This is a genomic window from Saccharothrix deserti, assembly GCF_009769385.1.
Taxonomy (GTDB): Bacteria; Actinomycetota; Actinomycetes; order Mycobacteriales; family Pseudonocardiaceae; genus Actinosynnema; species Actinosynnema deserti.
In genome coordinates this window covers 24580-35997 of sequence record NZ_VKAB01000050.1, presented here as the reverse complement: position 1 = coordinate 35997, position 11418 = coordinate 24580, and the positions used below count along the sequence as shown (strand labels likewise).

The 11418-nt window shown below is 71.3% G+C and carries 12 protein-coding genes; 5 read left to right on the top strand and 7 right to left on the bottom strand.

The genetic code is table 11. From position 1 onward, the window contains the following. Positions 1–129: 129 nt before the first annotated feature. Together FM051_RS43965 and ptsP are read left to right on the top strand one after the other, a co-directional pair. Positions 130–846 carry a phosphotransferase gene (locus tag FM051_RS43965; RefSeq protein ID WP_158853042.1) on the top strand — a complete coding sequence of 239 codons (717 nt, stop codon included), beginning with the start codon at positions 130–132 and terminating at the stop codon, positions 844–846. Between the two features lie 3 nt (positions 847–849). Then, positions 850–2481: a phosphoenolpyruvate--protein phosphotransferase gene (gene ptsP, locus FM051_RS43960; protein ID WP_158853041.1), complete on the top strand. Its 1632-nt coding sequence runs from the start codon at positions 850–852 to the stop codon at positions 2479–2481. Positions 2482–2629: 148 nt separating this feature from the next. Here the strand turns inward: ptsP and FM051_RS43955 are convergent, their stop codons facing one another. Next, positions 2630–3499, bottom strand: a complete 870-nt coding sequence (locus FM051_RS43955; RefSeq protein ID WP_158853040.1) for a LysR family transcriptional regulator — start codon at positions 3497–3499, stop codon at positions 2630–2632. Between the two features lie 117 nt (positions 3500–3616). Between FM051_RS43955 and FM051_RS43950 the strand changes: the two genes are divergently transcribed. After that, positions 3617–3778, top strand: a complete 162-nt coding sequence (locus FM051_RS43950) for a hypothetical protein (RefSeq protein WP_158853039.1) — start codon at positions 3617–3619, stop codon at positions 3776–3778. Positions 3779–3818: 40 nt separating this feature from the next. Beyond that, the gene (locus FM051_RS43945) at positions 3819–3998 is read left to right on the top strand and encodes a hypothetical protein (protein WP_158853038.1); all 180 of its coding nucleotides are present in this window, start codon (positions 3819–3821) and stop codon (positions 3996–3998) included. Positions 3999–4019: 21 nt separating this feature from the next. On the opposite strand, the gene FM051_RS43940 is transcribed toward FM051_RS43945, so the two are convergent. The 5 genes from FM051_RS43940 to macS all read right to left on the bottom strand — a co-directional run bounded on the left by FM051_RS43940 (position 4020) and on the right by macS (position 8658). Continuing rightward, positions 4020–5201 (bottom strand): glycine C-acetyltransferase, encoded by a 1182-nt coding sequence (locus FM051_RS43940; RefSeq protein ID WP_158853037.1) that lies wholly within the window; start codon positions 5199–5201, stop codon positions 4020–4022. Then, positions 5201–6235 carry an L-threonine 3-dehydrogenase gene (tdh, locus tag FM051_RS43935; protein ID WP_158853036.1) on the bottom strand — a complete coding sequence of 345 codons (1035 nt, stop codon included), beginning with the start codon at positions 6233–6235 and terminating at the stop codon, positions 5201–5203. The genes FM051_RS43940 and tdh overlap by 1 nt, the downstream gene beginning before the upstream one ends. Before the next feature lie 96 nt (positions 6236–6331). Beyond that, the gene (locus FM051_RS43930; RefSeq protein ID WP_158853035.1) at positions 6332–6901 is read right to left on the bottom strand and encodes a DUF1707 SHOCT-like domain-containing protein; all 570 of its coding nucleotides are present in this window, start codon (positions 6899–6901) and stop codon (positions 6332–6334) included. Between the two features lie 3 nt (positions 6902–6904). Next, positions 6905–7555, bottom strand: a complete 651-nt coding sequence (locus FM051_RS43925) for a response regulator (RefSeq protein WP_158853034.1) — start codon at positions 7553–7555, stop codon at positions 6905–6907. Then, the gene (gene macS / locus FM051_RS43920) at positions 7552–8658 is read right to left on the bottom strand and encodes a MacS family sensor histidine kinase (RefSeq protein WP_162470802.1); all 1107 of its coding nucleotides are present in this window, start codon (positions 8656–8658) and stop codon (positions 7552–7554) included. The genes FM051_RS43925 and macS overlap by 4 nt, the downstream gene beginning before the upstream one ends. 266 nt (positions 8659–8924) lie before the next feature. Here macS and FM051_RS43915 point away from each other — a divergent pair, with 266 nt between their 5' ends. Then, positions 8925–10121: a GGDEF domain-containing protein gene (locus tag FM051_RS43915; protein ID WP_158853032.1), complete on the top strand. Its 1197-nt coding sequence runs from the start codon at positions 8925–8927 to the stop codon at positions 10119–10121. Position 10122: 1 nt separating this feature from the next. Here FM051_RS43915 and FM051_RS43910 read toward each other — a convergent pair whose 3' ends face one another. After that, on the bottom strand, positions 10123–11325 hold the full coding sequence (locus FM051_RS43910; RefSeq protein ID WP_420803662.1) for an AI-2E family transporter: 1203 nt from the start codon (positions 11323–11325) through the stop codon (positions 10123–10125). Between the last annotated feature and the right edge of the window lie 93 nt (positions 11326–11418).

The window sequence follows — 11418 nt, the reverse complement described above, 5'->3', positions numbered from 1 at the left end:
CGCCCGAGGTGTCCGTTGTGGACAGGACTGGTGCCGGTGACATCGGCCGGCGCGCAGCCCTCGTACCCGACGCTGGAGCAGGTCCGGAAACCAGGTGAACCCGGCCGCCGAAGCCGGGACCATCGTGGCGTGGAAGGAATCGGCGGCAACCGGTTGACCTGGGCCCACGTACCCGCCCAGGTCCGAACGGCGATCGAGGACGGGCTCGGGTCGGCGGTCGTCCGGGAGGTGAGCTGTCCGGGCGGGTTCTCGCCTGGGCTGGCGTCCAAGCTGGAACTGGCAGACGGGCGGCGGGTGTTCGCCAAGGCCGTGGGGACGTCCGCCAACCCGCACAGCCCGACCATGCACCGGCGTGAGGCCGAGGTCTCCGCCGTCGTACCTGGTCCTCGACTGCTGTGGTCCTACGACGACGGCGACTGGGTGGCCCTGGTCTTCGAGGAGATCGCCGGTCGCGGGCCCGCGTTGCCCTGGGTCGCGCACGAGTGGGAACGCGTGCACGCGGCCGTGGTCGAGCTGGGGTCGATCGAGGCGCCGGACGGGTTCCGGTCCATCGGGGCCGATCCCGGTGCGTTCTCGGGGTGGCGGTCGCTGGCCGCCGAGCCGTTGCCGGGGATCGACCCGTGGGCGCTGGAGCGGTTGGACGAGTTGGCCGCCTGGGAGTCGGAGTGGGCCGCGGCCGCCGCCGGCAGGTCGTTGGTGCACGGTGACCTGCGGGCCGACAACGTGCTGCTGACCTCGTCCGACGTGGTGTTCGTGGACTGGCCGCAGGCCGGGTGGGGTAGCGGGTTCGGCTGGACTGGCGTTGGCTTGTGCTTACGTACCGGCGACCTGGAAGGTATGGTCTAGACCATGTCGAGCGTGCGGCTGAGCGGTGTCGGGGTGAGTTCGGGTCGGGCTTCCGGTCCGGTGGTCCGGGTGGCGGAGCCCCTGGGAGAACCACCGGCGGTGCCCGCACCCGCGGACCCGGCGGCCGAGGCCGCGCGGATCAGGCCCGCCGCGGACGTGGTCGTGGCCCGGCTGCACGAGCGTGCCGCCGCCGTCACCGGGGATGCCAAGGACGTGCTGGAGACGACCGCCGCGATGGCGGCCGACCCCGCGTTGTTGTCGCAGGCCGAGAAGCTGGTGATGTCCGACTCGCTGCCCGCCGCACGGGCCGTGCACCAGGCCGCCGCCGGGTTCATCGCCGCCCTGGAAGCCGCCGGCGGGTACATGGCCGAACGCGCCCGCGACGTGCGTGACGTGCGGGACCGGCTGGTCGCCGAACTGCTCGGCGTGCCCGCGCCCGGCGTGCCCGAGCTGTCCTCGCCGTCGGTTCTGGTGGCGCGCGACCTCGCGCCCGCCGACACCGCCGGTCTCGACCCGAGCAAGGTGCTGGCGCTGGTCACCGAGGAAGGCGGCCCCACCTCGCACACCGCGATCCTGGCCCGGTCGCTCGGCATCCCGGCCGTGGTCGCGTGCCGGGGCGTGCTGGACCTGGAGGTGTCGGCGCTGCTCGTGGACGGTGACACCGGCGTGGTGCAGGCGTCCGACGGCACGGTGCGCGCGGCGCACGTGGCCGGTCGCGCGTCGTGGAACGGCGTCGGCGTGCTGCGCGACGGCTACCGGGTGAAGGTGCTCGGCAACGTCGGCTCACCCGCCGACGCGGTCTCCGCCGCGGCGGCCGGCGCGGAGGGCGTCGGCCTGTTCCGGACCGAGTTCTGCTTCCTGTCGGCGTCTTCCGAGCCGTCCGTCGACGCCCAGCGCGAGGCGTACGCGGCGGTGCTGGCGCCGTTCGCGGGCAAGCCCGTCGTGGTGCGGACCCTGGACGCCGGCGCGGACAAGCCCCTGGCGTTCCTGTCCCCCGAACCCGAACCGAACCCGGCGCTGGGCGTGCGCGGCCTGCGCGTCGCCTTCGACCGCCCTGACGTGCTGGAACGCCAACTCGAAGCGATCGCCCTGGCCGCCGCCGACACCGAGGCCGAGGTGTCCGTGATGGCCCCGATGGTCGCCACCGCCGCCGAGGCCGCGTGGTTCGTGGAACGGGCGCGTGCGGCGGGCCTGCGTCGCGCGGGCGTGATGATCGAGGTCCCGGCGGCGGCCCTGGTCGCCCGCGAGATCCTGGCGGTGGTCGACTTCGTGTCCATCGGCACCAACGACCTGGCGCAGTACGTCTTCGCCGCGGACCGCCAGGTCGGCGCGGTGGCAGCGCTCAACGACCCATGGCAACCCGCCCTGCTCCGACTGATCAAGCTGGTCGGCGACGCGGGCACCGCCCTGGGCAAGCCAGTGGGTGTCTGCGGGGAAGCCGCCGCCGACCCGTTGCTGGCGTGCGTGCTGACCGGCTTGGGCGTGACAAGCCTGTCGATGAACCACACGGCACTGGCCGGCGTCGGCGCGAAACTGGCATCAACAAGCTTCGACCTCTGCCAACTGGCCGCCCGAGGCGCCTTGGCCGCCGCCGACCCAGCCTCAGCAAAACTAGCCGCCCGCGCCCCTCACTAGACGTTTCCACACGCCGGACCGCACCAGCACGCCTCCACACGTCTCCAGAGGAACCGCACCACCACCGAACCGCCACCGGCCGGATTACGCGCGGCCCGCTTCCCTGAACTCAAGCCGCCCCGCTTAACCCGACTCACGCGGCCCCCGCTCAACCCGCCGCCACCGCCAGAGCATCGCGCACCAACCTGATCAACGGGTGCTCCTCGCTGCCCCGCCGCACCGCCGCAACCACCCGGCGCAGCGGAGCCGTCCCCCGCACCGGCACACCCAACACCGCGTTGCGCGGCACCAACGCCACCCCCGCGCCGGCCCGCACCAACGCGTCGATGGCCCGGAAGTCGTCGGACGTGTGCGTGATCCGCGGCAAGAAACCGGCGTGCTCGCAGGCCAGCTGCACCACGTCCCGCACCGGGTTGCCGGGCAGCGTCACCACCCAGTCGTCGTCCGCGAGGTCCGCCAGGTCCACGTCGACCTGCCCCGCCAACCGGTGCTCCGCCGGCAGCACCACGTCGAACGGCTCGGTGTAGAGCGGGAACCGGGTCAGCCGCCGGTCGTCCGTCCGCAGCCGGTACTCCTCGGTGATCGCCAGGTCGATCTCGCCGTCCAGCAGCAGCGGCACGCTGGCGTGCCCCTCCACGTCCCGCACCCGCAACGCCACGCCCGGCGCGGACATCCGCAACGCCGCCAACGCAGGCGCTACGACCTGGCTGATCGCCGACGCGAAACTGCCCACCTCGACCCGTCCGGTGGTGCCCGACGTGAACGCGGCCAACGTCGCCTGGGCCCGTTCCAGCTCCGCCGCCACCGCGTTGGCGTGCCCGACCAGCAGCTCACCGGCGGCCGTCAACGACACCCGCCGCCCCCGTCGCCGCAACAGCGAATGCCCCACCTCGGACTCCAGGGCGGCCAACTGCTGCGACACCGCGGACGGCGTGAGGTGCAGCGCCTGCGCCGCCGCCGTCACGGTGCCGTGGTCGGCGAGCGCGCGCAGCACCCGAAGTCGTCGTGGGTCGATCACGAGCCAATCCTCACCCGGCGTCGCCCGATCCCGCACGGGGATCACGGGCACACGTCCTGCATGCCCGGCCACGGTGCGGTACCAAGGGGCATGCGCTCCAACCGCACGCCAAGCCTGGTGATCTCGGGACTCGGCCTGCTCGTCCTGGTCGTGTTCGGCATCGTCGTGCCCAGCGCCCGAGCCGGCGGGTTCGAGGTGAACGGCACCGTCGTGCTGCTCTCGATCCTCGTGTCCGCGATCCTGCTCGTGTTCCTCGGCATCTGGGGCATACGAGGTTGAGCGTGGTGTCCGGGCACCGCCGCCGGGGTATCCCGGCCCCATGCGCTACGACAACGCGCGCACCATCCTGGCCGGGGCGACCGCGGTGATGCTGGTGTTCGGCTTCATGCTGCCGAGCCTCGTCGCCGGTGGGTTCGCGCCCAGCCGGACGGCCATCACCTCGGTGATCGTGATGACCGCCATCGCCCTGGCCTGCTACGGCGCGCCCACCAAGGACTAGCCAAAGGACTAGCGCAAACGACTAGCGCATCCGCGCCCTGGCCGCCACGAAAGCGTCCACCGCCCGGTTCACGTCCTCGGTCGAGTGCGCCGCCGACATCTGGGTCCGGATCCGGGCCTTGCCGTGCGGCACGACGGGGTACGAGAAGCCGATCACGTAGATGCCCTGCTCCAGCAGCAGATCGGCCATCCGCGACGCGACCGCCGCGTCACCGATCATCACCGGGATGATCGGGTGCTCACCGGGCAGCAGGTCGAACCCGGCCTCCGTCATCCGAGACCGGAACAGCGCGGTGTTCTCGCGCAGCCGCGTCAACAACTCGCCGGACGAGCTGAGCAGGTCCAGCGCGGCGATCGCGGCGGCCGTGATCGACGGCGCCAGCGAGTTGGAGAACAGGTACGGCCGCGACCGCTGCCGCAGCATCTCCACGATCTCCGCCCGCCCGGACGTGTACCCGCCACTCGCGCCGCCCAGCGCCTTGCCGAGCGTGCCGGTGACGATGTCCACCCGGTCCTGAACCCCGAACAGCTCCGGCGTGCCGCGCCCGTTCGGCCCGGTGAAGCCCACCGCGTGCGAGTCGTCCACCATCACCAGCGCGTCGTACCGGTCCGCCAGGTCGCAGATCTCGTCCAACGGCGCCAGGTAGCCGTCCATGGAGAACACGCCGTCGGTCGCGATCAGCCGGTAACGGGCGTCGGCGGCGTCCTTGAGCTGCCGCTCCAGGTCGTCCATGTCCCGGTTCTTGTACCGGTACCGCCGGGCCTTCGACAGCCGCACGCCGTCGATGATCGACGCGTGGTTCAGCTCGTCGGAGATGATCGCGTCGTCGGCTCCCAGCAACGTCTCGAACAGACCGCCGTTGGCGTCGAAGCACGAGCTGTACAGGACCGTGTCGTCGGTGCCCAGGAACTCCGAGAGCCGCTTCTCCAGCTCCTTGTGCGGCTCCTGCGTCCCGCAGATGAACCGCACGGACGCCATGCCGAAACCCCACCGGTCCAACGCCTGGTGGGCCGCCTCCACCAACCGCGGGTGGTCGGCCAGGCCCAGGTAGTTGTTGGCGCAGAAGTTCAGCACCTCGTCGCCGGAACCCACCCGGACGGCGGCGTTCTGCGGCGTGCCGATCACCCGTTCCGCCTTGTAGAGCCCGGCCGCGCGGATCTCGTCCAGACCGGCCCGCAGGTCCTCGCGCATCGCGCCGTACATCAGTGAGCTCCCGTCCAGTCGAGGATGACCTTGCCGCACTTGCCCTCGCGAGCCGTCGCGAACGCCTCGTCGAACGCCGTGTAGTCGAACCGGTGCGTGATCACCGGGGTCAGGTCGAGGCCGCGTTGCAGCAGGACCGACATCGAGTACCAGGTCTCGAACATCTCGCGGCCGTAGATGCCCTTGATCTGCAGCATCTTCAGCACGACGCTGCTCCAGTCGACCGCGAACTCCTCGGCGGGCAGCCCGAGCATCGCGATCCGGCCGCCGTGGGCCATGTTGCCGATCATCTCCTGCAACGCGATCGGCTTGCCGGACATCTCCATGCCGACGTCGAAGCCCTCGGACATGCCCAGTTCCGACTGCGCCTCGGAGATCGTGCGCTCGGAGACGTTCAACGCGAGGTCGACGCCGACCTTCCGGGCCAGGTCCAGCCGGTGCTCGCTCACGTCGGTGATGACGACGTTGCGCGCGCCGGCGTGCTTGGCCACGGCCGCCGCCATGATCCCGATCGGGCCCGCGCCGGTGATCAGCACGTCCTCGCCGATGACCGGGAACGACAGCGCGGTGTGCACGGCGTTGCCGAAGGGGTCGAAGATCGCCGCCACGTCCAGGTCGACCGGGGCGCGGTGCACCCAGGCGTTCTCCTCGGGCAGCACCACGTACTGCGCGAACGCGCCGTCGTCGTGCACGCCCAGGCCGCGCGTGTTGGCGCACAGGTGGCGGCGGCCGGCCTTGCAGTTGCGGCACGTGCCGCACACCAGGTGGCCTTCGCCGCTGACCAGGTCGCCGACCTTCACCCCGGTCACCGAGGCGCCGGTCTCCACGACCTCGCCGACGAACTCGTGGCCGAGCACGAGCGGCGCGTGGATGTTGTGCGCGGCCCAGTCGTCCCACGAGTCGATGTGCAGGTCCGTGCCGCAGATACCGGTGCGCAGCACCCGGACCACGACGTCACCGGGGCCGGGGGTGGGGTCCGGGACGTCGGTCAGGGACAGTCCCGGCCCGGCGGTCGCCTTGACCAGTGCCTTCATGCCGGCGAGTGTGCTCTGTCCGCCTTGTGCAGTCCATCAGGACTTTCTGAATTCACTCGTAAGTTGAGCTTCACACGAGTCAGGCGACCATCGCCGTCACGCGTGCCGGAACCAGCGCGCTTTCTTCTTGATCTCCACCGACCCGGCCCGCACCGCGCCGTGCACGACGAAGTGCGGACGCCCGTTCACGCCCGTGCCCACCTTGTCCTTCAGGTTGCTCGCGGCCAGCTCGACGCCCTCGGCGTTCACCGTCGCGCCGTCGGGCAGGACCAGCTTCACCGACCCGGCCGTCACGTCCAGCTCGATGTCCACCACGGCGTGCGGGATGGACGCCTCGCGGAAGTCGAGGTCCGCGGAGCCCATCCGGTTGCGGACCACGAGTTGTCGCGGCACGGTCCAGTTGCCCTTGCGGTTGACCGTCGACATGGTCGCCTTCAGCTCCTGCCGCTCCTGCGGCACGGGCAGGACCTGCTCGTTGTGCACCATGCCCGGCAGGTCCAGCAGCACGGCGTTGAGCTCGCCGCGCGTGCGTGCGGCCAGGGCCGTGTCGGTGCGCTCGGTGAACTCGTCCAAGGTGATCAGCCCGCGGCCGATCGCCTTCTGCAAGAGCCCGACGACGTGCTCCCGCTCGGCGTCGGACACCCGGAAGTCTCTCGGGTCGGTCATGGCTCAGCCCTCCGGCTCGACGTCGAGCCCGTGCTCGATCGCGTACCGCGCCAGCTCGACGCGGTTGTGCAACTGGAGCTTGCGCAGGGTGGACTGCACGTGGTTCTCCACCGTGCGGTGCGAGATGACGAGCCGGTTCGCGATCTGCCGCGCGGTCAGCCCCTTGGCCACCAGCCGCAGCACCTCGGTCTCCCGGTCGGTGAGCTGCGGCTTGTCCTCGTCCGGCGTGGCGGCCATCCGCCGGTACTCGCCGAGCACCAGCCCCGCCAGGCCCGCGGTGAACACCGCGTCGCCGGCGGCGGTCCGGTTCACCGCCTCCACCAGCTCCTCGGCCGACGCCGACTTCACCAGGTAACCGGACGCGCCCGCCTTCACCGCCTCCAGCACGTCGCTGTGCTCGCCGCTCGCGGACAGCACCAGCACCCGGGTTCCGGACAGCGACCCGGTGATCATCGTGGTCGCCTCGACCCCCGTCGTCTCGCCGAGGTTGAGGTCCATCAGCACCACGTCCGGCCGCACCGCGCGGGCGATCCGCACCGCCGACGCGGCGTCACCGGCGGTCGCGACCACCTCGAAGCCGCGTTCGGACAGGTCACGCGCGACACCGTCACGCCACAACGGGTGGTCGTCCACCACCATCACGGACACGCTCATCTGAAAACCCGCACCTCCCACTCGGTGCCCTCCCCCGGCCCCGTTTGCAGCTCAAGGGTCCCACGCAGCGCCTCCACCCGGCCCCGGATGGACTGGGCGACACCCATCCGGCCCTCCGCCTCGGCCGAGGCCAGCCGCCCCTCCGGGATGCCGGGGCCGTCGTCGCGGACGCTGAGCACGACCTCCTCGCCGAGGTCTTCGAGCAGCACCCACGCCCTCGCGTCCGGTCCCGCGTGCTTGTCCACGTTGGACAGCGCCTCGCGCACCACGGCGGTCAGCTCGAACGCCTTCGCGGCGGGCAGCATCACCTGCGTGGCCGGTGTGGACACCTGGACCCGTGACGTGGCCAGGAGTTGCAGCGCCGGCCGCAGGTCCGCGTCACCATCCAAAGTGGACTCGGTCGGCGCGGCGGCCACCAGGGACCGCAACGCGACCTCCTGCTCACCGGCCAACTCCGCGAGTTCCGCCGCCTCACCGCCGAGTTCGGCGCCGCGTTTGCGCACCCGCGCCAGGACTTGCAGCACACCGTCGTGGATGGACCGCGCCAGCCGCTCGCGTTCCGCCGTGGCCGCCTCGGTCCGCAACGCCTGCGCCAGCCGCACCGCCGAACGGCGCGCCGTGGACGACGCCATGCCGACCACGAAACCCGCGCCGGCCAGCAGGACCACGTCCCGCGCCAGGTCGACGCTGGCCACACCGCGGTTGAGGTAGGTGCTCAACCCGACCGCGAACCCGGACGCCGCGCCCGCGAACCGCCCGCCGAGCGCGCCCGCCGCCACCGGCGGGCAGGCCGCCCAGATCGTGGTGATCAGCGGGACGTTGAACAGGAACTGGCTGTCCGTCATGATCAGCGGCGAGAGGGACATCAGCCCGCACGTCACCAGCAGGTCCGCGACCACGACCCACGGCCGCCGCCCGCTCTCCCGGCTGTAGGCGTGGACGGTGAACGCCGACCACAGCGCCATCACCGCGAGCGTCGTCCAGCCCAGCCACGGGCGTTCGTACCAGCGGTAGTGCACCACGACGTTGCCCACGGCGAACAAGAACGTCACTATGCGTAGCGCGACCGTTCCCCGCCAGAGGTGCGCGACCGGGTCCTCCATCACCGATGGCCCCTGGCCGGATGGCTGTGTGTGCACGGTGTGCTCCCTTCGCGCCCAATCTTGCCGTGTCGGGGTGGCGTACCTAACCCCCAGGTGGCCGTCTGTTCCGACATCGACATGTGTGGAAAGCTGACGGGAGTCACCGTGCGTGATCTCGCTGAGCCGATCGGTCGGAGTCCGACCTCTACCGGGTCCGATTCTCCGGGGTCCGATCTCTCGGGGTTGAGGTCGCGTCCGTAGGCTGCTGTGGCGAGGGAGGGCTGAGCGTGCGCCACTGGCCACTGTGGACGCTGAGGCGCTTCGCGCTGGCCTACTGGCTGTTCGTCGACCTCGCCGCGCTGGCCGTCGTCGCCTACGCGATCGCGTCATCGCCGCAGCCCACACCCGGTGAGATCGGCCGGTTCGCGGCAATCGCGGGCACCGCCGGCGCGGTGATCATCGGCAGTTCGATCTACAGCCACCGGGTCGGCGATTCCGAGCGCAACCCGTGGGCCGCCCACCTCTGCTACCTCACCGCGGGCCTGGTCGCGCTGCCGTGCAACCTGCTCGTCCTGCTGCTCTTCGGCCCCGCGCTGCACGGTGTGCTGGGCAAACGCCCCGAGTCGCACCGCTGGGTGTTCACCCTCTCCGCGACGGCGCTGGCGGTGTTCGGCACCCGTTACGCCATCGGTTGGTCCGACCCGAGCACGGACCTGGGGATCATGGTGCTCGGCGCGACGGTGCTGCTGGTGGTCCGCGCCGGCCTGATCGCGCTGGGCCTGAAGCTGCGCAACCCGCGTGCGCCGGGCGAGGAGGTCGTCGGCGAGCCGATCGACGCCGTGCTGGGCGTCGTCGCGGTGAGCATCGGCGGCCTCATGGGTTTCGCCGCCGTCGCCACCCCGGTGCACGCGCTGATGGCCGGCCCGGCGCTGGCCCTGCTGGAACGTGCCGCGCAGTTGCCGCAGTGGCGCCGTTCCGCGCAACGCGACGCGAAGACCGGCCTGGCCAACGCCGTGCACTGGGACGGCCGGGCGCGCTACGAGCTGTCGAAGGCACGGGTCCGCAACCGGCCGATGGCCGTGATGCTGCTCGACCTCGACCACTTCAAGCGGGTCAACGACGAGGTCGGCCACCTGGCGGGCGATTCGGCGCTGAGCGCGGTCGCCCTGCTGCTCACCAGCACCGTGCGGAGCGGTGACCTGGTCGGCCGCTTCGGCGGTGAGGAGTTCGTCGTGCTCCTGCCCGACGCCGAACCCGCCATCGCGCGTTCGGTGGCGCAACGCGTGCGGCACGCCGTGGCCGACCTGGCCGTGCCCACGGTCGGCACCGACGGCCGGGAACACCTGCTCACCGGCCTGACCGTGAGCATCGGTGTGGCCACCACCCAGCGGTTCGGCTACGAACTGCCCGACCTGCTGGTGGCCGCCGACTCCGCCCTGCTCGCCGCCAAGGGCTACGGCCGCAACCTGGTCGAGATGGCCTGACTCACTTCTTCCCGCTGTGCTCCGCCGTCGGGTCCCCGGTGTCGTCGATGCCCTCGACCCGCTCGCCACCGGTGTCCACCGGCCCGCTCTCCTGCGGCTCGTGCACGTCGACCTCCCCCGGCTCGACGGCCTTGTCCGATTCCGACAGCAACGACCTGATCCCCGAGTTCAACACCGCCAGCAGCGGCACCGACAGCAGCGCGCCCGCGATACCGCTCACGACCAACCCGGTGGTGATCGCCAGCACCACGGCCAACGGGTGCAGCTTCACCGCGCGCCCCAGCAGCAGCGGCTGCAGCACGTGGCTCTCCAACTGCATCACGCCGATGAGCACGGCCAGGATGATCAGCGCCTCCAACGGCCCGTTGGCCACCAGCGCCACCAACACCGCCACCGCACCGGTGATCACCGCGCCGATGATCGGGATGAACGCGCCGAGGAACACCAGCGCCGACAGCGGCACGACCAGCGGCACGTCCACGATCCACAGGCCGATGCCGACGCCGACCGCGTCCACCACGGCCACCAGCGCGGTCGCCCGCACGTACGACACGAGCGAGGCGAACCCGCGCCGCCCGGCGACATCGGCCCGCCCGCGCACGTCCTGTGGCACGACCCGGATCATGAACCGCCAGATCCCGTCGCCGTCGTGCAGGAAGAAGATGAGCGTGAACAGCGCGAGGAGCAGTCCGGTCAGCAGCTCGCCGACGGTGGCCGCCGTGGTGAGCGCGCCGGACGTGATCTCGGACTGGTTCTCCTTGACCGTCTCCACCACGCGGTCGAGGTACTGCTGGAGCTGCACGTCGCTCAGGTGCAGCGGACCGTCCTTGAGCCAGCCGCGGATCGTGTCGAGGCTCGCGCTGATCTGCTCCTGCAACTGCGGCAGGCCCTTGGAGAACTCGGTGATGACGAACGTGAGCACACCGCCGACGACCGCGATGCCCCCGACCAGCACCACTCCCGTGGACAGCCCGCGCGGCATGCCCGCCCGCGTCAGCTGCGACACCGCGGGCGACAGCAGTGCTGCCAGCAGCAGCGCCACCCCGGCCGGGATGACGATCGTGGCCAGGAACCCGACCACCTGGAACACCACGTAGAGCGCGGCGACCACCGCCACGAACCGCCAGCTCAACGCCGCCGTCACGCGCAGCAGCTTCGGCACCCTGTCGCTGATCTTCGACTCCGTCCCCGTCACGCCGATCACGGTAGTCCGCACCGCCTCCGCGAGTAGGCCAATCGGACACCGCGAGTTCCCCGTTCGGGCATGTCGAACCCCACGTTTCCGGATTGGGCCAAA

Coding starts and splice junctions, on each gene's coding strand:
- FM051_RS43945 (WP_158853038.1), top strand. CDS start 3,819: ATGCGCTACGACAACGCGCGCACCATCCTGGCCGGGGCGACCGCGGTG.
- FM051_RS43925 (WP_158853034.1), bottom strand. CDS start 7,555: ATGAGCGTGTCCGTGATGGTGGTGGACGACCACCCGTTGTGGCGTGAC.
- FM051_RS43940 (WP_158853037.1), bottom strand. CDS start 5,201: ATGTACGGCGCGATGCGCGAGGACCTGCGGGCCGGTCTGGACGAGATC.
- ptsP (WP_158853041.1), top strand. CDS start 850: ATGTCGAGCGTGCGGCTGAGCGGTGTCGGGGTGAGTTCGGGTCGGGCT.
- FM051_RS43930 (WP_158853035.1), bottom strand. CDS start 6,901: ATGACCGACCCGAGAGACTTCCGGGTGTCCGACGCCGAGCGGGAGCAC.
- macS (WP_162470802.1), bottom strand. CDS start 8,658: ATGGAGGACCCGGTCGCGCACCTCTGGCGGGGAACGGTCGCGCTACGC.
- tdh (WP_158853036.1), bottom strand. CDS start 6,235: ATGAAGGCACTGGTCAAGGCGACCGCCGGGCCGGGACTGTCCCTGACC.